The 22571-nt window shown below is 63.1% G+C and carries 19 protein-coding genes; all 19 read right to left on the bottom strand.

What is annotated here, in order from left to right; all coding sequences use genetic code 11:
* Window positions 1–129: 129 nt before the first annotated feature.
* Window positions 130–585 (bottom strand): type II secretion system protein M, encoded by a 456-nt coding sequence (locus HGO40_RS05965; RefSeq protein ID WP_250962280.1) that lies wholly within the window; start codon window positions 583–585, stop codon window positions 130–132.
* Complete coding sequence (gene gspL, locus HGO40_RS05970; protein WP_250962281.1) at window positions 585–1688, bottom strand: type II secretion system protein GspL; 1104 nt, start codon at window positions 1686–1688, stop codon at window positions 585–587. The genes HGO40_RS05965 and gspL overlap by 1 nt, the downstream gene beginning before the upstream one ends.
* On the bottom strand, window positions 1688–2533 hold the full coding sequence (locus HGO40_RS05975) for a type II secretion system protein GspK (protein ID WP_250962282.1): 846 nt from the start codon (window positions 2531–2533) through the stop codon (window positions 1688–1690). Before HGO40_RS05975 ends, gspL begins: the two co-directional genes overlap by 1 nt.
* Window positions 2530–3063, bottom strand: coding sequence for a type II secretion system protein GspJ (locus HGO40_RS05980; RefSeq protein WP_250962283.1), 534 nt, complete (start codon window positions 3061–3063; stop codon window positions 2530–2532). Before HGO40_RS05980 ends, HGO40_RS05975 begins: the two co-directional genes overlap by 4 nt.
* Window positions 3056–3442: a type II secretion system minor pseudopilin GspI gene (gene gspI, locus HGO40_RS05985; RefSeq protein ID WP_250962284.1), complete on the bottom strand. Its 387-nt coding sequence runs from the start codon at window positions 3440–3442 to the stop codon at window positions 3056–3058. The genes HGO40_RS05980 and gspI overlap by 8 nt, the downstream gene beginning before the upstream one ends.
* A complete protein-coding gene (gene gspH / locus HGO40_RS05990) occupies window positions 3435–3902 on the bottom strand; it encodes a type II secretion system minor pseudopilin GspH (RefSeq protein WP_250962285.1) in 468 nt (155 codons plus the stop codon). The genes gspI and gspH overlap by 8 nt, the downstream gene beginning before the upstream one ends.
* Before the next feature lie 2 nt (window positions 3903–3904).
* Complete coding sequence (gene gspG, locus HGO40_RS05995) at window positions 3905–4363, bottom strand: type II secretion system major pseudopilin GspG (protein ID WP_250962286.1); 459 nt, start codon at window positions 4361–4363, stop codon at window positions 3905–3907.
* Window positions 4364–4366: 3 nt separating this feature from the next.
* Window positions 4367–5575 (bottom strand): type II secretion system inner membrane protein GspF, encoded by a 1209-nt coding sequence (gene gspF / locus HGO40_RS06000; protein WP_250962287.1) that lies wholly within the window; start codon window positions 5573–5575, stop codon window positions 4367–4369.
* 4 nt (window positions 5576–5579) lie between these two features.
* Entirely contained in the window at window positions 5580–7052 is a 1473-nt protein-coding gene (gene gspE / locus HGO40_RS06005) for a type II secretion system ATPase GspE (protein ID WP_353050713.1), read from the bottom strand.
* Window positions 7049–8974 (bottom strand): type II secretion system secretin GspD, encoded by a 1926-nt coding sequence (gene gspD, locus HGO40_RS06010; RefSeq protein ID WP_250962288.1) that lies wholly within the window; start codon window positions 8972–8974, stop codon window positions 7049–7051. Before gspD ends, gspE begins: the two co-directional genes overlap by 4 nt.
* Before the next feature lie 7 nt (window positions 8975–8981).
* On the bottom strand, window positions 8982–9509 hold the full coding sequence (locus HGO40_RS06015) for a type II secretion system protein N (RefSeq protein ID WP_250962289.1): 528 nt from the start codon (window positions 9507–9509) through the stop codon (window positions 8982–8984).
* Window positions 9506–9784 (bottom strand): hypothetical protein, encoded by a 279-nt coding sequence (locus HGO40_RS06020; RefSeq protein WP_250962290.1) that lies wholly within the window; start codon window positions 9782–9784, stop codon window positions 9506–9508. Before HGO40_RS06020 ends, HGO40_RS06015 begins: the two co-directional genes overlap by 4 nt.
* A 66-nt stretch (window positions 9785–9850) precedes the next feature.
* Window positions 9851–11314 carry an N-acetylglucosamine-binding protein GbpA gene (gene gbpA / locus HGO40_RS06025; RefSeq protein WP_250962291.1) on the bottom strand — a complete coding sequence of 488 codons (1464 nt, stop codon included), beginning with the start codon at window positions 11312–11314 and terminating at the stop codon, window positions 9851–9853.
* Between the two features lie 331 nt (window positions 11315–11645).
* Window positions 11646–12713: a uroporphyrinogen decarboxylase gene (hemE, locus tag HGO40_RS06030; protein ID WP_250962292.1), complete on the bottom strand. Its 1068-nt coding sequence runs from the start codon at window positions 12711–12713 to the stop codon at window positions 11646–11648.
* A gap of 239 nt (window positions 12714–12952) precedes the next feature.
* Entirely contained in the window at window positions 12953–14371 is a 1419-nt protein-coding gene (locus HGO40_RS06035; RefSeq protein WP_250962293.1) for a glutamate synthase small subunit GltD family protein, read from the bottom strand.
* 33 nt (window positions 14372–14404) lie between these two features.
* Entirely contained in the window at window positions 14405–18853 is a 4449-nt protein-coding gene (gene gltB / locus HGO40_RS06040) for a glutamate synthase large subunit (RefSeq protein ID WP_250962294.1), read from the bottom strand.
* Between the two features lie 350 nt (window positions 18854–19203).
* Complete coding sequence (locus HGO40_RS06045) at window positions 19204–20793, bottom strand: AAA family ATPase (RefSeq protein ID WP_250962295.1); 1590 nt, start codon at window positions 20791–20793, stop codon at window positions 19204–19206.
* A 10-nt stretch (window positions 20794–20803) separates the two neighbouring features.
* On the bottom strand, window positions 20804–21904 hold the full coding sequence (gene aroB, locus HGO40_RS06050; protein ID WP_250962296.1) for a 3-dehydroquinate synthase: 1101 nt from the start codon (window positions 21902–21904) through the stop codon (window positions 20804–20806).
* A 148-nt stretch (window positions 21905–22052) separates the two neighbouring features.
* Window positions 22053–22571 (bottom strand): shikimate kinase AroK, encoded by a 519-nt coding sequence (gene aroK / locus HGO40_RS06055; RefSeq protein ID WP_060739556.1) that lies wholly within the window; start codon window positions 22569–22571, stop codon window positions 22053–22055.

The raw sequence follows: 22571 nt of genomic DNA on the forward strand, positions 1-22571 counted from the left end.
AAACAGAGACCGCGGTGCAACAGGTACGCCCTGCAAACCGGTCTACGGCTGCTGCGCAGCCGAGCGGGAGCAACCTCCCTCGCCACAAAAGCTCATATTCCTGATCAACGTTGTTGTGCGTTCGGTGAGTCATTGACGCAACACCACCCGAGCACTCAGCACACCCTCTTCCACTTCCAGCGTCAGCGATCGCAGCACCGCCCCCTCCCGCTCTTGTTGATCCAACCACTGCAGCAACGCACTCGCATCGCCACTGACAGCGAGTCGCAACGAGTCGCCGTCGGCCTCCATTTCCGCCATGTCCAACCCCGCTGCCGTCGCGCTTGCATTGACGCGCACCGACAAGGGTCGGGTGGCGGCAGTCCTATGCCGGGAGGGTTCGGCGCGCTGGATCCGGGCGGTCAGTACGGCTTGTTGGCGATGCTGTCGTTCGGCAACCTCCAGTCGTTGCCGGGTCGGTTGGCAAATCGCGGTGTAGGCCAGCGCCACCGACAACACTCCGGCCAGCCCCCGCAACAAGCCTTGCTCTCGGCGCGAGAGGTTTCCCCAGGCCTGTTTCAAGACCCGCCATCCATCGATGTTCATCAACGGCTCTCCAGTGTGAGGATGGCCTGCACGCGGTTGTTTTGCTTGCTGGCGCTGCCCAGGGTGACGGGCAATCCGTTTTGCTGTCCGCGTTCACGCAGTTGTTCAAGCTCGACAAAACTGTTCGCCGTCAGCTGGATTTTCCAGCCTTCGCCTTCGCGGAAATCGATGCGCTGCACCTCAACGTTGCTGGCACCGATCACCTGCTCGGTCAGCCGGGTCAGACGCGCAACCTGAGTGTCCGGACCTGGCCCACGACGGCTCTGCAATGCCTGGAACTGCGCCGCCAGGTCGACGATCCGTTCCTGCTCCGGATGCAACGACTTGAATCGCTGTTCGCTTTGGACGTACAGACGCCGGGTTTCACTTTCAAGAAAGCCTATGCGCGCTTCACTGAAGGCCCAAGTGAGCATCAGCGCGCCGAGCGCAGCCACCGAAGTGCCCCGCCACGGCAGCGGTGGCCGGCGCCGACGGAACTCGCCCTGCAGCAGGTCAATGGGATGTCCGCCCGTGCTCAACAGCCACTCATCGATGCCTTGGCGATCACGCTCCTCGTCCAGCCAGTGCATCTCTTCAGGCAAGCCAGGCTTGAGCGTTGCCAAGCCCTGTACCGACAACGACATCCGCGCCGACAGTCCTCCACCCAACAGCCAGCGGCCGAACCAGCGCACCCCAAACGCCAGGTCATCGGCAATCAGATCAGCATCGACATGCACCGCACGGGTATCGATGCCTTGTTCGGCGAGCAGCGCCAACAGCGCCTGGAACCGGCCCCGCGCCGTCACCATCAGCGGATAGCGGTGCTGACGGTCCCGCGGGCCGATGCTGATGTGCAGCGCCTCCAGGTTTTCACTCAGTTGCTCTTCGATGGCGAATGCGAGGGCCTGGGGCCGGGGCTGGCGTCGAGACGGCCACGGATCGCTGCGCAACCAACTGCACATTTCCATTGGCAACAGCACATCGACGGGCCGGCCGTTCAACTCGCCGGCCGCCTCGTGCAACGGCAGGCGACGACGCTCGCCGGTTGGCGACCACACGCAGCATGGCCAGTTGGCGCAAGGCGCGTCCAGGCCTTCAGCGGTCAGGTAAAGCCAGGCTTTCATCAAGGAAACTCGCTGGGGCTGAAGGGTAAGAAACGACGCTGACGAACCGTCCAGCGCCCACTGACAGAATCGCGCTCGATATCCGAGGCCAGGCGCAGACGGCGGTCGCCATGGATCACGCTCACCGTGATTCGAAACCAGCGGCTGCCCACGCCCAACCCATGGCTGTTGAGGCCGACTCCGGACAGCAACGGGTCGTTGGTAAACGCCTGCACGCCGGCGTATGGCGCGTGACGACGCTGGTTGACCAATGCCTGGGTGGGCCCGGCTTTCATCCCATCGAGGGTCATCAGCACACGCTGCGAGGCGGTATTGATGTTCAGCCGCGCGTCCTTGGGCAGCAACACCACCCAGGGTTCCAGGCGCTGCAGCGTCTGGCCGTCGACGCCTGGCAGCAGACGCAGTTGACTCAACTCCTGCACCGGCCCGACCTGGGGCAACGTCAGTGGCGGCAGATCCAGCACGGCCAGCAGGCGACTCCAGCGACCGAGGCTGACCTGATCGATTTGCCCCAGGGCCAGCAGCGTGTTGAGATTCAGGCGCCCGGACAAATCCTCGATAGCGATGCGCAGCTCGGCGCCGTCCACCTCCAACACGGGTTCGAGCCGAGCCCAATCCTGGCTCAGGTCAACGGGCCCGGACGACGTGATCCCACTGCCTTCCAACACCACCCGCGCCCAGTCTTCCCCCGCCAATCCCAATTGCCGCAACTGGACCTGTTGCAGTTGCTGCGCGCTGCTGTGCAACAACAGGCGATGGCTGCGCAACAGGCTACCGACCAGCAGCAAGGCCAGGCTCAGCACCAGCAGCACGCTGATCAGCGCCACGCCGCGTTGGCGCCTCATGGCAGCGCCTCTGGCAACAGCAACACTCGACGGATCTGCTCGAAACGCCCCGCCGACACGATCAATTCCAGCGCCAGCGGCGCGCTGCCCCTCGCGGTTTCGCGGTGCCAGCCCTGCTGGCGGTCGAACACCCGCCAGCTCAGGCTGTGGACGTCGTCGAGCAATTTCTGCCGCTGCGCAAGCGTCGTGCCTTCACCGACTGTCTCGCGCCATAACGCGCCGCCCTGGAGCTGATAGCTCACCGCTTGCCGTTCGCTGCGCGGCTGGTCCAACGGGTTGCGCCAATGGCTGCGCTGCAAGCGCAAGTGCCCCGGCGCGAGCACGACCGAGTCGACAACCGCCTGCCACACATCCCGTTCGATCACGCCGACAGCGCGCTGCAAGGCCCGGATGTCGCGCTCATGCTGACCGGCTCCCTGTTGGGTCCGCACGACGCCATCGAACAACCGCCAACTGGCCAGGCCGAGCAAGGCAAAAATGCCGATGGCGATAACCAGCTCCAACAAGGTGAAACCCGACTGCTTATTCATGATGGCTTCGGATCCACCCGATGGTGCGGTACGCGACGGTCGCGCTGTCGCCGCGGCGAACCTGGATCTCGACCTGCAACAGCCGCCCATCACGAGCCGGGGCGATCCGCTGTTGCAAGACCCAATCGCGGCGATCAAGGTGCCGGCTCAGTCGCTGTTGTCCGGGCGGTGTGACGGCTTGCAGGCGCAGTTCGCTCAACTGATTGTCCGCCAGCCAGGCGCCGAACAGACGGTCCTCCAGGCCAGCGCTTTGCTTGAGCACGAACTGGCTGGCCGAAAGCACGGCCGCCGCCAGCGTCGCGAAAATCGCCAGGGCGATCATGACTTCCAACAGCGTGAACCCCCGGCAATCGGCGGCCTGCCCGCGCGCGTTACTCATCGATCAGCAGCTCCGCCAGGCCATCGCTCGAGACCCGGGCAATCGACTGGCCAGCGACTTTGATCAGCAGCCTGAACGGGCTGATCTCGTCACTGCTGAGCATCAGCAATTGCGGCGGGCCTTGGACGTCGTCGAGGCGCAGGACATGACCCTCCTGCTCCAGCCCGAGCGTCAGGCCCTCGGGCAATCGATGCAACGCCGATACCGCCGTCCAGTCCTGGGCTTGGAGTCGCAACGCCTGATAACCGCCAGGCTGCACACGCACACCGTATTCCTGCCCGCCCAATACCGCCCGCTCGCGCAGCTGCTGCACCACTGCGGCAAATTCCCGGGCTTGCTGCCGGGCCTCCCGGGCCGGGCTCGGTCCCGTGGCGAAGCGGACCATGCCCGCCAGGACGCCGATCAAGACGATGACGACCATCAGCTCCAGCAAGGTGAAACCCCGGCAACGATGCTGCATGTTCACTCGGCCCAATTGCCGATGTCGGCCGCCATCCCTTCACCGCCCAGTACGCCATCGGCGCCCAGGGAGTAGAGGTCATAGCTGCCATCGACAGATTTGTGCCCAGGGTTGAGGTACTGGTAGGGCGTGCCCCAGGGGTCGATCGGCAGGCTTTTCAGATATCCCTGGGGGTTCCAGTTCCTGGCTACGGGCGTGCCGGACGGGCGTTTGCTCAAGGCCTCCAGGCCTTGTTGGGTCGAGGGGTACTGGAGGTTGTCGAGACGGTACATTTCCAGGGCCGTGGCGATCGCCTGGAGATCGAGGCGGGCGGCCGTGACCTTGGCTTGGTCGGGTCGGCTCATGAACTGCGGCACCACGATGGCGCCCAGCACGCCAATGATGACCACCACCACCATGATTTCGATCAGGGTGAAGCCGCGTTGTGGATAACGTGCGGATCGGTTGCTTTGGAGTTTCATCGTTCAAATCACCAATTGGTTGAGACTCAGGATCGGTAGGAGGATGGCGATGACGATCAGCAGCACGACGCCGCCCATCAACACCAACATGGCCGGCTCGAATAGGCTCACCACCAGCGCGATACGCGCCGCGAGGCTGGCCTCCTGTTGTTCGGCGGCCCGGGCGAGCATGTTGTCGAGTTCGCCGGCCCGTTCACCGCTGGCGATCATGTGCAGCATCAACGGCGGGATATCGCCGCCCTGCTCCAGGCCACGCGTAAGCGTCCCGCCTTCGCGGACCGAACGGGCGACGTCGGCCATGCGGGCGCGGATCGTCAGGTTGCCGATCACCTGCGCGGCGATGTGCAAGGCATCCACTAAAGGCACGGCGCTTTTGCTCAGGATCGCCAAGGTGCTGGCAAATCGCGCCGCCTCCATCGCCCGCAGCACTTCGCTCAACACCGGCAGCCGCAACAGCAAACGATGCCAGCGCAGGCGCCACGCCGGCTGGCGCAGGCTCCAGCGCCACAGCCCGAACAGCCCGGCCAGCGCACCGAGCATCAACAGGCCATAGCGGCGCAAGCCATCGCTCACGGCGATCAGCGCCTGGGTCAGCCAAGGCAACGGCTGGCCGCTGTCGATGAAAATCTTCACCACATCCGGCACCACGTAGCCCAGCAGGAAGCCAACAATCGCGACACAGGCCAACATAAGGATCAGTGGATACACCAACGCCAGTTGAATGCGCTGGCGCGATGCCTGCCGCGCTTGGGTGTAGCTCGCCAACTGCTCCAACACTTGCCCCAGGTGCCCGGATTGCTCGCCCGCCGCGACCGTGGCGCAGAACAGCTCGGGGAACGCCCGGGGAAAGGCCCTCAGGGCCGTCGCCAATGCGTGGCCTTCCATCACCCGGCTGCGCACCGCCGCCAGCAGGTGGGCGACGCGGCGCTTCTGGCTCTGTTGCGCCACCGCTCCCAGGGATTCTTCGAGGGGCAGGCCGGCCTGGATCAAGGTGGACAACTGCAACGTCAGCAATGCCAGATCTGCCGGGCTCAAACGCGCTCCGGCATGCCGCCCGCCCAAGGTTCGCGGTTCCTTGGCTTCAGCCAGTTCGCTGGGCAGCAAGCCGCGCTCGCGCAGCAACTGGCGAGCATGGCGCGGGCTATCGGCTTCCACACGGCCCTTGCAGCGGCGGCCCTGGGCGTCTTCGGCCCGATAGTCGAAGGTCGGCATGGTGCTAATCCTCCTGGGTGATGCGCAGCAGTTCGTCGACGCTGGTCAGGCCTTCCAGCACCCGCTGGCGACCGTCCTGGAACAGGCTGCGGGAGGTCTTGCGCGCCTCGGCGGCCAGCGCCTGCTCGGTGGCGCCCTGGTGGATCAGTTGCGACAGGACGGCGCTGACATTCACCAGCTCATAGATCCCGAAGCGCCCGCGATAGCCTTTCTGGCATTGCTCGCAGCCCTGGGCCTTGAACACCCGGGGCGCGGCAGTGGCGTCGAGGCCCAGGCGCCGGCAGGTGGCGGCGTCAGCCACGTACGGCGTCTTGCAGGACGGGCCCAGACGGCGCAGTAAGCGCTGGGCGACGATGCCAGCCAGGGACGACGCTAGCAGATAGGCATCCACGCCCATGTCCACCAGCCGCGGGACGGCGCCGACGGCGGTGTTGGTGTGCAGGGTCGAGAGCACCAGGTGCCCGGTCAGCGACGCCTGGACGGCGATTTCGGCGGTCTCGCGGTCGCGTATTTCACCGACCATCACCACGTCCGGGTCCTGGCGCAAAATGGCTCGCAAACCTCGGGCGAAGGTCATGTCGACTTTCGAGTTGACCGGCATCTGACCGATGCCCGGCAGGTGATATTCGATGGGGTCTTCGACGGTGAGGATGTTGCGGCTCTGGTCATTGATGCTGCTCAGCGCCGCGTACAGGCTGGTGGTCTTCCCCGACCCCGTGGGCCCGGTGACCAGCACAATGCCGTGGGGCTTGCCGAGCAACTGGCGCAGACTCGCCAAGGTGTCGTCGGGCAGGCCCAGGCGTTGCAGCTCCAGGCGCCCGGCCTGCTTGTCGAGCAGGCGCAACACCACGCGCTCGCCATGGGCCGAAGGCAGGGTCGAGACCCGCACATCGACTTCGTGGCCGGCCAGGCGCAAGGCCATTCGCCCATCCTGGGGCACGCGTTTTTCGGCGATGTCCAGGCGCGCCATGACCTTGATCCGCGACACCAGCAGGTTCGCCAGTTCCCGGCGCGGCCGGAGCATTTCCTGCAACTGACCGTCGATGCGCATGCGCACCGACAGGTACTGTTCGAACGTTTCCAGGTGCACGTCCGAGGCGTGCTCGCGGACGGCCTCGCTGAGCAAGGCATTGATCAGGCGGATGATCGGCGCATCGCCCTGCTGCTCCAGCAGGTCGGTGGTCTGCGGCATCTGGTCGGCCAGGCTGAGCAGGTCCAGTTCCTCGTCCAGGCCCTGGGCGACCTGTTCGGCGGCGCTCTGGCCCTGGCGATAGACGCTGGCCAGGCGCGCAGCGAACTGTGCCGGTTCCAGTATCTGGATCGGCAAGTCCCGCCCGCACAGACGCTGCACTTCGGCCACGGCGGTGAGCGGTGTATCGCGGCGCATGACCAGGCTCAACGTCGGCCCCGCGCCTTCCAGCATCACGCCCAGGCGCCTGGCGAAACCAAAGGGCAACGGGGCTTGCGGGTCAGTCACAGGGCACCCGAGCGCCGTTGCGGATCAACCGCCGGTGCATCGGTGGATGACTCGAACAACTGGTGGGCGTCCCGGGGCAGCAGCAGCGAATTGTTTTTCCGCGAGCCGGGTTTGCTCAGCTCCCGGAGCGCGTCGTAGCGCTGGCGGCTGACCTCGGCCAGGTCTTCGTTGCTGCGCACGATGGTCGGGCGCAGGAACACCATCAGGTTGCTCTTGGTCTGGGTGTCGCGGTTCCAGCGAAACAACGCACCCAAATACGGAATGCTGCGCAACAGCGGCACACCGCTTTGCTGGGTGCGGACACTGTCGCGGATCAGGCCGCCGATCACGATGATCTCGCCATCGTCCGCCAGGATCGTGCTCTTCAAGGCGCGCTTGTTGGTGATCAGGTCGGAGGAGTCCACGCCGGAAACAGACGGCGCGATGTCCGAAACCTCCTGCTCCACTTCCAGGCGCAAGGTCGAGCCTTCGTTGATGTAGGGCTTGACCTTGAGGCTGATGCCGACGTCCTTGCGCTCCACGGTGGTGAACGGGTTGTCCGCGCCGTTGCCACTGGTGGCGTAGGAGCCCGTCTTGAACGGGACGTTCTGGCCCACGATGATTTCCGCTTCCTGGTTGTCCAGGGTCAGCAGGCTGGGGGTGGACAGCAAGTTGCTGTGAGTGTTGCTCGCCAGCGCCGAGACCAGCGCACTGAAGCGGTCGCCGCCCAGCCGCAGGATCGCACCTTCCGGTCCTTTATCCAGCTCACTGAGGTTCAGGTTGCCGATGATCGGGATGTCGGTACCCGGAAAGTTGATAAACCCGGCCGCGCTGCCGCTGTCGAGGCCCCACTGGACGCCCAAGGCTTCGGTAATGTCCCCGGAAACCTCCACGATGGCCGCGTGGATAAGCACTTGGGCCCGAGGTTGATCCAGTTCACGGACGATGTTTTCGATGATACGAATCTGGGCAGGGTCGGCGATCAGCACCAGGGCATTCTGGCTTTCATCGGCCTTGATCATGAACGGGCGGGTGGCGGCAATGTCTCGCTGGCCCGCGAGTGCCGGCGTGGAGTTTTTTTCCTGCCCGACGCCTTCCAGCACTTCGGCCAATTGCTTGGCGTCGCTGTGGCGCAGGCGGATGACCCGGGCGTTGTCCTGGGATGCCGCAGCCGGGACATCCAGGCTCCGGGCCAGGTCGCCCAGGCGCTGGCGCACCGTCGGCGGGCCGATGATCACCAGGCGATTGCTGCGGGCATCAGCGATCACCACGCCCGCCATGTCACCCTCGCGCTTGCCGACGGAGGCTTCCATCAGCGGCGCGATGTCCCCGGCCTGGGCATGCCGCAACCGCACCGCCACATGATTGCGGTTGCGCCCTGAGTCCAACTGCCGAACCACGTCGGCGAGGCGCTGGACATTGGCAGCGGTGTCGGTGACCACCAGGGCGTTGGACGATACCGAAGGGCCGACGTAACCATTGGCCGACACCAAGGGCCGGATCAACCCGGCGACGTCGGCGGCGATGCTTGATTGCAGGTCCAGGACCCGGGTGACGCACTGCGACGGCGTGGCGCTTTTTGCATCCGCGATTGCGGCGCGCGTCTTCGCATCGCTGACCGGCATGATCAGGATGCGCTCGCCCTCGTCGATCACCGTGAAGTTATGCGCATCGAGGACCGAATAGAACAACCGACGCACGCCTTCGCGGTCCAGCGCCTCGCGGGACATGACGGTAATGCGTCCTGAGACTCTGGGATCGAGCACCACGGTCTTGCCGAGGATCGCTGAGAACTCCTCGACCACGTCGCGCAGTTCCGCGTTGTTCATCGCCAATTGCCAATGAGTCTCTTCGGCTTGCAGTGCACTGGCGAACGCCAATGGACAGGACACGGCAAGACAGAACAGGACGCGCGATACACGATCCCGGATAAAGCTATTCATGATTCGATCACTCTGATTGCCCCGCCACCGGGCGTAGGTATTGCGAGGAATGCAGCGCGGCATGGCGCCCGTCTTCGAGGCCCAACCGACGCAGCAAGGGCTTGGCCGCTGGTTGCAGGGCCAACCGCTCTTCCCGGCCATTGCGCCACAACGTCACATGGCTGGCCTCGACCCGGCGCAGCACGCTGCCACCGGGCAAGCGCTCTCCGACCTGGTACACACGCGGGCCGGCGGCGTCCGCCAGCAAGGCCCGGGACAATCCCTGGTCGGCAACAAAACTGGCTTGTAAGGTAATGGGCTCGGCGCTCGGCGCCTGGGCACCTTCAGGCGCCAGGCCGAGCACGGTCGCCACCGCTTGTACGTTGGGCAAGTCACGGGCCGGCGCCACGGGCGAGTCGGCGACTACCGGCACGTTACGGTCCAATGCCTGGCGAAAACGCCACTCTTGCCCCGCCAGGAATACGCCATAGAGCAGCGGCACCAGCACCAGCGCCAACTTCGGCAAACGGTTGCCGGCCCACAAAGACAGGCTCACCTTTGCGCTCGCTGGAGCGTGCCCGCAGGCTTGGCGAAGAACATTCGCCGCACCACCCTGCGGCCGGAAAGCTCATGCCAGAGCACGGCGCACAGATGCAGCGCGACCAGCAGCGAAAGCGTCGTCAGCGACACGTTGAGTGACCCGACCCAATGCTCGGTCGAAGCCGAGACCGGGTTGAACGCCACATAAAAACCGGACGCCAACGCCCATAAGATAATGGCCGCCGACAACCAGTGCAGCAGCACCCGCCGCCTGGAGTAATGGATAGACATCACTGCGTCCTCGTGTGAAAGCCCCAGGCAACCCTTACGGATCGGCTGGGGCCATGCTTGTAGGACTTACAGCTTGTCCCAGGCGCTCTGCCAGGACGCACCGACACCAGGCTCAAAGCCGTTCGCTGTCGGGGAGTACTGCTTGCAGTAGCCGGACGCGGGGAACGGCTTGCATTCGAAGACTTCGTCAGTCTTGGGTTGCAGCACTTTCGTACCTGCGGTGTAGTCGCTGATGCCTTCAGGGAACACGAAGTCGTATTCGATACCCGCGCCTTCACCGGTCAGAGTGACCGACTTGGTATCCTGGCGAGTAGTACGCCCGTCTTCGGTGGTACCCACCAGCGTCAGGGTATGAACCCCCGGGGCGCTGCGCACGTCCAGGCTCAGCCCGGTGCTGCCTTCACCCACCTTGCTCACGACACCCACTTGCTTGTTCTTCTCATCGAACAATGTGGCTTCGAGGTTCATCCGGCGGTTTGTCTGCGCGGTGAACGCCATGCTGACCCGACCCTTGTCGAGTACGTACTCCGGCTGCAGGGAGGAAATCCCCATGCTGGCGCCGGCGTCTTCCTGCATTTCCAGTTGCACTTCATAGCGGGTCACACCGCTTTCTTTCTGGGCATAGAGGCTGTTGGTGCCCTTGATCGGCGTGATATTGCCGTCTTCGTCACGAATGCCGGCACGAATGAGTGGATAGGCACTGTTAAGGGCCTCGGCCAATTTGAACGACCAGTTTTCAGCCTTGCCTTCCTCAGCGTTGTCGATGCTGATCTCCAGGCTGTACTCGGCATTTTCGCCGGTGGCGGAAAATGCCCGGGCCTTGACCTTGTCACCCACCAGGAGTTGGGTCGATGGCGCAATACTGCCCACCGGCGACCAGCCACCCGGCAACGCGGCTTCGGCGAGGATGTTCACATCCACCGGGTTGTAGAAGGCGGCATCGGTATCACCCACTGTCCAGACACCCAGGATGACGTGATGACCCGATTTACTGTCCGGAATGACGCAGTTGTGCGGGGCTCCGCTCACCGGGAGTTGATTACCGCCATCCACCGTACAGAACGGCGTGCTATCGAACGAGGCACGCTTGAGCGCTTCGTTCGGGCTCCAACCGTCGCGGGTAATGAAGTATTCATGCTTGGTCGCCGGATGCACCGCGCTATAGCGCCATTGGAAGGCAATGTTGCGGTCCTTGATTTCGGTCAGGTGCCAGCGCGAAGACGATTGCGCATCGAGTGCAGAAAAGTTGGCCTTGCCGCCGCTGGCGATTTTACCGTCGATAGGGCCCTGCAACGGCCCGCCGCCTGCACCATTCGGGAAACCCTTGAAGGTTTCGCCGGTACTCTGCGGTTCGTATTGCGCCCCGCCACAGTTCAGATTGACACCTTGCTGGCACAACAGTGCACGGGAAGGCGGTACTTCGACGAAACCATGGGCCAGTACACTTTGCGATGCAGCCATGGCCGACAACAGAACTAATGAAGACGCACACCCCGTTAATACATTGCCCTTGTTGAAGTTATTTTTCATATAAATCCCAGACTAGTCATCAAAATGAAAGACGTGTCACCGCCTGCTCGAAAGGCGCGCCAGACGGCTCAGCGCCCGCCCTTACAAGTGCCCGGAACCTTATAGAAACTTGAGGATTCTCTATGTAGGATAAATCTCTCAACATAGAAGGAATGATCTCTGATTCGATTTCCCCTACATAATTAGAGAAACATCTTACGAACAAAAATCCCCAACAAACAAAAGCAAACAAATACACCAAAAATAATCGACTGGTTATAGGTCCAACGGTTAACCGCGGACAAAAAAAAGCCTGTCCGGCGCGGGGCCGGACAGGCTGGGTGACGGGAAATCAAACGTGGTATTGCGCCGACAACTCATGCACCGCCCGCAGGAAAGCACCGGCGTGTTCCGGGTCGACTTCCGGGGTGATGCCGTGGCCGAGGTTGAACACATGGCCGCTGCCACTGCCGTAGCTGGCCAGGATCCGCCCGACTTCAGCGCGGATCGCTTCAGGCTTGGCGTAGAGCACGGTCGGGTCCATGTTGCCTTGCAGCGCAACCTTATGGCCAACGCGCTCACGAGCGTTGCCGATGTCGCAGGTCCAGTCCAGGCCCAGGGCGTCGGCGCCGGTATCGGCGATGCTTTCCAGCCACAGGCCACCGTTCTTGGTGAACAGGATCACTGGGACTTTGCGGCCTTCGTGCTCGCGGATCAGGCCGCTGACGATCTTGCGCATGTAGGCCAAGGAGAACTCCTGGTACGCCGCCGCCGACAGGTTGCCGCCCCAGGTATCGAAAATCTGCACCGCTTGCGCACCGGCCATGATCTGGCCGTTGAGGTAGGACGTGACCGACTGCGCCAGCTTGTCCAGCAACAAGTGCATGGCTTGCGGGTTGTCGTAGAGCATCGCCTTGGTCTTGCGGAAGTCCTTCGACGAGCCGCCTTCGACCATGTAGGTCGCGAGGGTCCACGGGCTGCCGGAGAAGCCGATCAGCGGCACACGGCCGTTGAGTTCACGGCGAATGGTGCTGACCGCATCCATGACATAGCCCAGGTCCTTCTGCGGATCGGGAATCGGCAGGGCTTCGATGTCGGCCAGGGTGCTGACGACTTTCTTGAAGCGCGGGCCTTCGCCGGTCTCGAAGTACAGGCCTTGGCCCATGGCATCGGGAATGGTGAGGATGTCGGAGAACAGGATCGCCGCGTCCAGTTGCGGGTAACGGTCCAGTGGCTGCATCGTGACCTCGCAGGCGAACTGCGGGTTCATGCACAGGCTCATGAAGTCGCCCGCCTTGGCGCGGCTGGCGCGGTATTCCGGCAGATAGCGACCGGCCTGACGCATCATCCACACCGGGGTGACGTCTACGGGTTGCTTGAGCAGGGCGCGAAGGAAACGGTCGTTCTTCAGGGCAGTCATGTCGGCATCCGGAAAAAAAGTGCGGGCATTTTCTCAGAGCGCGACGCAAAAGGCACGGCAAGAGCCGTGCCTTTTATCTATCGGGGCAATTTGTCGCGGTGCCACGCAGTCTCCTAACACCACAAAACAACTGTGGGAGCGAGCTTGCTCGCGATAGCGGCTTGTCAGCCAATACATCTGGCGACTGATCTACCGCTATCGCGAGCAAGCTCGCTCCCACAGGGTTGGGTGTCGTTCGGTCAGACCTGCAGGTAATCCAGGATCCCTTCCGCCGCATTGCGGCCTTCGAAGATCGCCGTCACCACCAGGTCGGAACCCCGGACCATGTCGCCACCGGCGAAGATCTTCGGGTTGCTGGTCTGGTGTTTGTACTGGCCCTGTTCCGGTGCCACGACACGGCCCTGGCTGTCGGTCTGGATGCTGAACTGCTCGAACCACGGCGCCGGGCTCGGGCGGAAGCCGAAAGCGATGACCACGGCGTCGGCCGGGATGATCTCTTCGGAGCCCGGGATCGGCTCGGGGCTACGGCGGCCCCGGGCGTCCGGCTCGCCGAGACGGGTCTCGACCACCTTCACGCCTTCGACCTTGTCTTCACCGACAATGGCGATCGGCTGGCGGTTGTAGAGGAACTTCACGCCTTCTTCCTTGGCGTTCTTCACCTCTTTGCGCGAGCCGGGCATGTTCGCTTCGTCACGACGATAGGCACAGGTCACCGACTTGGCGCCCTGGCGAATCGACGTGCGATTGCAGTCCATCGCCGTGTCGCCACCGCCGAGCACCACGACCTTCTTGCCCTTCATGTCGACGAAATCTTCCGGCGACTTTTCGAAGCCCAGGTTGCGGTTGACGTTGGCGATCAGGAAATCCAGCGCGTCGTAGACGCCCGGCAGGTCCTCACCGGCAAAGCCGCCCTTCATGTAGGTGTAGGTACCCATGCCCATGAAGCCCGCATCGTATTCTTCGAGCAGTTGCTCCATGGTCACGTCCTTGCCCACCTCGGTGTTCAGGCGGAACTCGATGCCCATGCCGGTGAAGACTTCGCGGCGATTGCTCAGCACAGTCTTTTCCAGCTTGAACTCGGGAATGCCGAAGGTCAGCAGACCGCCGATTTCCGGGTTCTTGTCGAACACCACCGGGGTCACGCCACCGCGCACCAGTACGTCGGCACAGCCCAGGCCCGCCGGGCCCGCGCCGATGATCGCCACGCGCTTGCCAGTCGGCTTGACCTTGGACATGTCCGGGCGCCAGCCCATGGCGAACGCGGTGTCGGTGATGTATTTCTCCACCGAACCGATGGTCACCGCGCCAAAACCGTCGTTGAGGGTGCAAGCACCTTCACATAGACGATCCTGGGGGCATACCCGGCCGCAGACTTCCGGCAGGGTGTTGGTCTGGTGGGACAATTCGGCGGCCTGGAGGATGTTGCCCTCGGCCACCAGTTTCAACCAGTTGGGAATGAAGTTGTGCACCGGGCACTTCCATTCGCAGTACGGGTTACCACAACCCAGGCAGCGGTGAGCCTGGTCGGCCGACTGCTGGGGTTTGAAAGGCTCGTAGATCTCCACGAACTCTTTCTTGCGTTGACGCAACAGTTTCTTCTTCGGATCCTTGCGCCCGACATCGATGAACTGGAAGTCGTTATTCAGACGTTCAGCCATTGTTAAAACCTCATCAAACTCTTCAGGCGCATATCACTGCGGGTTGGCACGAGTGCTGGAAAGCAACGATTTCAGGTTGGCAGCCTTGGGCTTGACCAGCCAGAAACGGCGCAAGTAGTCATCGAGGTTCTCCGCGAGCTCACGACCCCACTCGCTGTCGGTTTCCGCGACGTACTCGTTCAGCACGTTTTGCAGATGGCTGCGGTAGGCCTCCATCGCCTCGCCGCTGATCCGCTGGATTTCCACCAGTTCGTGGTTGACCCGGTCAACGAAGGTGTTGTCCTGGTCGAGCACGTAGGCGAAACCGCCGGTCATGCCAGAGCCGAAGTTATAACCGGTCTTGCCCAGCACGCAGACAAAACCACCGGTCATGTACTCGCAGCAGTGATCGCCGGTGCCTTCCACCACGGTGTGGGCGCCGGAGTTACGCACGGCAAAACGCTCGCCCGCGGTGCCGGCGGCGAACAGCTTGCCGCCCGTGGCACCGTAGAGGCAGGTGTTGCCGATGATGGCACTGTCCTGAGTCTTGTAGACGCTGCCCTTGGGCGGAACGATGACCAGCTTGCCGCCGGTCATGCCCTTGCCCACGTAGTCGTTGGCATCGCCTTCCAGGTACATGTTCAGGCCACCGGCGTTCCAGACGCCGAAGCTCTGGCCCGCGGTGCCCTTGAAGCGGAAGGTCACCGGTGCCTTGGCCATGCCCTGGTTGCCGTGCTTGCGCGCGATTTCGCCGGAGATCCGCGCACCGATAGAACGGTCGCAGTTGCAGATGTCCAGTTCGAACTCGGCACCGCTCAGGTCGTTGATCGCCGCAGCGGCCATGTCGACCATTTTCTCGGCCAGCTCACCCTTGTCGAATGGCGGGTTGCGATCAACCTGGCAGAACTGAGGCTTGTCTGCCGGAATCAGATCGCTGCCCAGCAAAGGGGTCAGGTCCAGGTGCTGTTGCTTGGCGGTCTGCCCCTCGATGATGTCCAGCAGATCGGTACGGCCGATCAGCTCTTCAAGGGAGCGCACGCCCAGCTTCGCCAACCACTCGCGGGTTTCCTCGGCCACGTAGGTGAAGAAATTCACCACCATGTCGACGGTGCCGATGTAGTGGTCCTTGCGCAGCTTGTCGTTCTGGGTCGCCACGCCGGTGGCGCAGTTGTTCAGGTGGCAGATGCGCAGGTATTTGCAGCCCAGGGCGATCATCGGCGCGGTGCCGAAGCCGAAGCTCTCGGCGCCGAGGATGGCGGCCTTGATCACGTCCAGGCCAGTCTTCAGGCCACCGTCGGTCTGCACCCGGACCTTGCCGCGCAAGTCGTTGCCGCGCAGGGTCTGGTGGGTTTCGGCCAGGCCCAGTTCCCACGGCGCACCGGCGTACTTGATCGAGGTCAGCGGTGATGCACCGGTGCCGCCGTCGTAGCCGGAGATGGTGATCAGGTCGGCATAGGCCTTGGCCACGCCAGCGGCGATGGTGCCAACGCCCGCTTCCGCCACCAGTTTCACCGAGACCAGCGCCTTGGGGTTCACCTGCTTGAGGTCGAAGATCAGTTGCGACAAGTCTTCGATCGAGTAGATGTCGTGGTGCGGTGGTGGCGAGATCAGGGTCACGCCGGGAACCGCATAGCGCAGCTTGGCAATCAGGCCGTTGACCTTGCCACCGGGCAGTTGGCCGCCTTCGCCGGGCTTGGCACCCTGGGCGACCTTGATCTGCAGCACTTCAGCGTTGACCAGGTATTCCGGAGTCACACCGAAGCGGCCGGTGGCCACCTGCTTGATTTTCGAACTCTTGATGGTGCCGTAGCGCGCCGGGTCTTCGCCGCCTTCACCGGAGTTGGAACGCGCACCGAGGCGGTTCATGGCTTCGGCCAGGGCTTCGTGGGCTTCCGGGGACAACGCACCGAGGGAAATACCGGCCGAATCGAAGCGCTTGAGCACCGATTCCAGCGGCTCCACTTCACTGATATCCAGCGGCGTGTCGAGGGTCTTGACCTTGAGCAGATCGCGGATCATCGACACCGGACGGTTGTCCACCAGCGAGGTGTATTCCTTGAAGTTGCTGTAGTCGCCCTGTTGCACGGCGGCTTGCAAGGTGTTGACCACATCCGGGTTGTAAGCGTGGTATTCGCCACCGTGAACGAACTTCAGCAGGCCGCCTTGCTGGATCGGCTTGCGCGGGCTCCAGGCTTCGGCGGCCAGGGCTTTCTGTTCGGCTTCGATGTCGACGAAGCGCGCGCCCTTGATACGGCTCGGCACGCCACGGAAGCTCAGCTCGCAGACTTCCTCGGACAGGCCGATGGCCTCGAACAGTTGCGCGCCACGGTACGAGGCGATGGTCGAGATCCCCATTTTCGACAGGATCTTGAGCAAGCCCTTGGTGATGCCCTTGCGGTAGTTCTTGAACACCTCGTAGAGGTCGCCCAGCACTTCACCGGTGCGGATCAGGTCGCCCAGCACTTCGTAGGCCAGGAACGGGTAGACCGCCGAAGCGCCGAAGCCAATCAGCACCGCGAAGTGATGCGGATCACGTGCGGTAGCCGTTTCCACCAGGATGTTGGAATCGCAGCGCAGGCCGTTTTCGGTCAGGCGATGGTGCACCGCACCCGTGGCCAGCGAGGCGTGGATCGGCAGTTTGCCCGGGGCGATGTGACGGTCGGTCAGCACGATCTGGGTACGCCCGGCGCGCGCCGCTGCTTCAGCCTGGTCCGCGACGTTGCGGATCGCCGCTTCGAGGCCGATGTTCTCGTCGTAGTTCAGATCGATGACCTGACGCTCGAAGCCGGGACGGTCAAGGTTGGTCAGCGAGCGCCACTTGGCCGGGGAAATGACCGGCGAACTGAGGATCACCCGCGAGGCGTGTTCCGGCGACTCTTGGAAAATGTTGCGCTCGGCACCGAGGCAGATTTCCAGGGACATCACGATCGCCTCACGCAGCGGGTCGATCGGTGGGTTGGTCACCTGGGCGAACTGCTGGCGGAAATAGTCGTACGGTGTGCGCACGCGTTGCGACAACACGGCCATCGGCGTGTCGTCGCCCATGGAGCCGACCGCTTCGTAGCCCTGCTCGCCCAACGGACGCAGCACCTGGTCACGCTCTTCGAACGTCACCTGGTACATCTTCATGTACTGCTTGAGCTGGTCGACGTCATAGAAAGCCGAACCGTGGTCGTTGTCTTCCATGGTCGCCTGGATGCGCAGGGCGTTCTTGCGCAGCCATTGCTTGTACGGATGACGGGACTTGAGGCGGTTGTCGATGGCATCAGTGTCGAGGATCTGGCCGGTCTCGGTGTCCACGGCAAAGATCTGGCCCGGACCTACGCGGCCCTTGGCGATGACGTCCTGGGGCTGGTAGTTCCAGACGCCGATTTCCGAGGCCAGGGTGATGAACCCGTTGGTGGTGGTGACCCAGCGCGCCGGACGCAGACCGTTACGGTCGAGCAGGCAGACGGCGTAGCGACCGTCGGTCATGACGATACCGGCCGGGCCGTCCCACGGCTCCATGTGCATGGAGTTGTATTCGTAGAAGGCGCGCAGGTCCGGGTCCATGGTCTCGACGTTCTGCCAGGCTGGCGGCACGAGCATGCGCACGCCACGGAACAGATCGATGCCACCGGTCACCATCAGCTCGAGCATGTTGTCCATGCTCGAGGAGTCCGAACCCACGCGGTTGACCAGCGGGCCGAGCTCTTCGAGGTCCGGCATCAGGTCGTTGGCGAACTTGGTGCGACGGGCCACGGCCCAGTTGCGGTTGCCGGTGATGGTGTTGATCTCGCCGTTGTGGGCGAGGAAGCGGAACGGCTGGGCCAGCGGCCATTTCGGCAGGGTGTTGGTGGAGAAGCGCTGGTGGAACACGCAGATCGCGGTTTTCAGGCGCTCATCGCTGAGGTCTGGATAGAAGGCGGTGAGGTCCGCCGGCATCATCAGGCCTTTATAAATGATGGTCTTGTGGGAAAAGCTGCAGATGTAGTGATCGGTGTCGGCGGCATTGGCCACGGACGAACGACGACGGGAGCTGAACAGTTTGATCGACATGTCCTGGTCGCTCAGGCCTTCGCCCGCGATGAACACCTGCTCGATCTGCGGCAGGCGCTCGAGCGCCAAGCGGCCGAGGACGCTGGTGTCGATCGGCACTTTGCGCCAGCCAACCAGTTGCAGGCCGGCGGCCAGGATCTCGCGATTCATGTTTTCGCGAGCCGTCTCGGCCTTCACCGGGTCCTGGTTGAAGAACACCATGCCCACGGCGTACTGCTTGGGCAGGGTTACCCCAAACGTTTCCTGGGCTACGGCACGCAGGAACTCGTCGGGTTTTTGAATCAGCAAGCCACAACCGTCACCGGTCTTGCCGTCGGCGTTGATCCCACCGCGGTGGGTCATGCAGGTCAGGGCCTCAATGGCCGTTTGCAAAAGGGTATGACTGGGCTCGCCCTGCATGTGGGCTATCAGGCCAAAACCGCAGTTATCCTTGAATTCATCTGGTTGGTACAGACCTGCTTTCATAGACACTTTCTCACCAGGCTGCCTCTTATCGAGACAAATTTCTTTTCAATTCAACCAGTTGCATGCCGCGCCGAACGTACGCCAGCTTTGCGGGGGCAAAAGGGAGGTCATTGTACACACCGACACAGGGGCTCACAAATTTGACGACGAACTGTCGCAAATCCATGTCGCATTTGTGAAAGGTTTAAAGCTATATGCTGTGCTAGTCAAAACTTTTTTGGGTTCGACCGCTACGACTCAAACGCTACTGTGACGCAGACACCACAAGGCGCGCGGCCTGAAAGGCCGCCCGCCCTTGCGGAAATTTTGAGGTTGCCGGGAGAGGCGGCCTGGGTAAGGCCGCCGAATCTTCAGCGAGTTGCTGCCAGTTCCTGTTGGACGCTGGCGACAGTGCGAGGCCAAGGTTTACCAGCCTGAACCTTCGCTGGCAAGGCCTTGATGGCGGAAACGGCTGCATCACGGTTGGCAAAGCTGCCATAGGTGATGACATAGAGCGGCTTGCCGTTGAGCACTTTCTTGAAATAACGGTACTCGCCGCCCTGCTCCTTGACGAAGTTCTGCGCCGCAGTTTCGGAGCTTGTGCCGAGGATCTGCACCACGTAGTTACCCGGTGCCTGGCCGGCGTACCAGCCACCGCCCGCGGCCTTCGCCGGGGCAGCGGCAGGCTGGGCCGCCGGTGCTGGCGCTGCCGGCTTGGCCGCAGGCGCTGGAACCGGTGCCGGCTTGGCGGTGGCGACCTGAGTGGGCGCTGGGGTCGGTTTGGCGGCTGGAGTCGGTGCAGGCGTCGTCGGCGCAGGACCGGCCGGTACGCCCGCAGGCGGCGCGGTGGTGGTCACGGTAGGTGGCACGTCGCTGGTGTCTTCGATCGGAGGCGGCGCACCGTCGTCACCCTCGGTGATTCCACCTGCGGCTTCCGCCAGGGGCCCGCGCATGACCGGTTGCGAGTTGCCGACCAGCGGCAGCGGCATCGGCTGGGTATTGCCGGCGAATTCCACCGCCGGTGCACCGCCGTTGGGTTGCGGTGTACCTTGGCCAAGGGGCAGTTGCGCCTGTTCGTTGGCAGGTGCGCCGGTGGTTGGCGCCTTGCTGCGACCCGGCATCAGCCAGGCGGCGGCAACCGCAACCACGACGACGGCGGAAATTGCCAATACGTGTTTCTTCGGCATGTTGAACCCCATACTTGGACGCTTCACCGCTGAGCGGCTGGCAATCATGACTTCGATGAGAGCATCGCGGGCAACCTGGTTGATGTTGCCAGGCCAACCGTCGGAGCTTTCGTGAATCTCAGAGATCTGATCGGCAGTGAAAAGTTCGATGCCCCGCCCCGCACCTTCAAGACGCTGGGCCAGGTATTCACGCGTTTCTTCCTCGGTGTAGGGCGCCAGTTCGATGACGTGGAAGCGCTCTTCCTCGAGGTTCACCTGGTCCAGGTCGGCGATCAGCGACGACTCGCCGAACAGGAACACATGAGGGCGCCCCTCCGGCGCACCGGCCGCCAGGGCCAGCAGGGCTTCGAGGGCCGACTCGTCGAGTTGCTCGGCATCGTCCACCAGCAGATAGACTTCCTGCCCGGTCAGCGCCAGTTGCACGATCTGATCGAGAATGGCACCGACTTCAGCCTGGGCGACGTTCAGCGCCTGGGCCACCTGGCGCAACACGCCGGCGGCATCGCCAGCGCCACGGGCCGATACCACCACGCTTTGCACCGACTGTTTGTTGGTGCTGGCCACCAGGGCCTGGCGCAACAAGGTCTTGCCGCTGCCCTGGGGACCGGTGACCACCAGGAGCAACTGGCTGTAGCGCGCCAGGTGATGCAACTGGCCCAGCACCGGCTTGCGCTGGGCGGGGAAGAACTTGAAGCCCGGGACCCGTGGGGCAAAAGGGTCATGACTCAATTGGAAATGGCCGAGGAAAGCCTCGTCGGCATGCAAACTAGTCATCGCAGTCTTATTAACCTTTAAGCTGAGCCAGGGCGCGGTAGTCCGCTCCCAGCGTGGCCTGTAGAACTTCTTTCGGATAATCGTCGGTCACCACCGCTTCGCCCATGTGGCGCAGCAGCACCAGGCGCAGACGACCGTCGATCACTTTTTTGTCGATTGCCATGTGTTGAAGAAAATCCGCCTCGCTCATTTCCTCGGGCGGAACCACCGGCAGCCCGGCGCGCTGGAACAGACGAATACCGCGATCGCGCTCCTGCTCGCTGATCCAACCCAGGCGCGCGGACATCTCCAGGGCCATGACCGTACCGGCCGCAACCGCTTCACCGTGCAGCCAGACACCATAGCCCATGTGGGTTTCGATGGCATGGCCAAAGGTGTGCCCCAGGTTGAGCGTGGCGCGCACCCCGGACTCACGCTCGTCGGCACCGACCACGGCGGCCTTGGCGGCGCAGGAGCGCTCGATGGCGTAGGTCAGCGCCGACTGGTCCAACGCACGCAGGCGGTCGACGTTCTCTTCGAGCCAGCCCAGGAACGGGTCGTCGCAGATCAGCCCGTACTTGATGACTTCCGCCAGCCCCGCAGACAGCTCGCGAGCCGGCAAGGTATTGAGTGTGGCGGTGTCGATCAGCACCACGTTGGGCTGATAGAACGCACCAACCATGTTCTTGCCCAGCGGATGATTGATCCCGGTCTTGCCGCCCACCGACGAGTCGACCTGCGACAGCAGCGTAGTGGGGATCTGGATGAAATCGACACCACGCTGGTAGCAGGCGGCGGCAAAACCGGCCATGTCGCCGATCACGCCGCCACCCAGGGCAACCACCGTGGTGCGGCGATCGTGACGTGCGGTCAGCAGGCCGTCGAAAATCAGTTGCAGGGTTTCCCAATTCTTGAAGGCTTCGCCGTCGGGCAATACCACGGAAATCACCGAGAAGGTCGACAGGCTGCGGGTCAGACGTTCCAGATACAGGGGCGCGACGGTTTCATTGGAAATGATCGCCACTTGCCGCCCGGCGATATGCGGCGCCAGCAGTTCGGGCTGGTCCAACAAGCCTTCGCCAATATGAATCGGGTAGCTGCGCTCGCCCAGGTCGACCTTAAGTGTCTGCATGTGTCCCCACAGTGAAGATGGAATCAGGCGTCCTGCCTGCAATTAACGAAAGTCCACGGTGCCTGCCCTGACGCCAGTTAATGGCCATACGCCACGCCCCAGACGGACCAAAACGGGACGTCGAGGATAGCGCATTTCGCCAGGCGCATTAACGGGGCGGCAGTTGCTGAAGGCGATCGAGAATGTCCAGCACCACCATCCGCGGCGGCCGCTCGTCGGTTTCCACTACCAGGTCGGCGATCTCCCGATACAGCGGATCACGCAACTCCAGCAGGTCGCGCAGGGTCTTGGCCGGGTCAGCGGTGCGCAACAGCGGCCGGTTGCGGTCCCGGGCGGTGCGGCCGACCTGCTGCTCGACAGAGGCGTGCAGATAGACCACTCGTCCGCCGGCATGCAGCGCCCGACGATTGGCTTCGCGCATTACCGCACCACCGCCGGTGGCCAACACCACGCCCTCGAACGCGCACAGCTCGGCAATCATCGCCTGCTCACGGTCGCGAAAGCCCGGCTCGCCTTCCTTATCGAAGATCCATGGGATATTGGCACCCGTGCGCAATTCAATTTCCTTGTCGGAATCTTTGAACGGCAGGCGCAGCTCTTTGGCCAGCAAACGGCCGATGGTGCTTTTTCCAGCGCCCATCGGCCCAACAAGAATCAAATTTCGCAC

The sequence above is a fragment of the Pseudomonas sp. CG7 genome (genome assembly GCF_023701885.1).
Classification (GTDB): domain Bacteria; phylum Pseudomonadota; class Gammaproteobacteria; order Pseudomonadales; family Pseudomonadaceae; genus Aquipseudomonas; species Aquipseudomonas zanjanensis.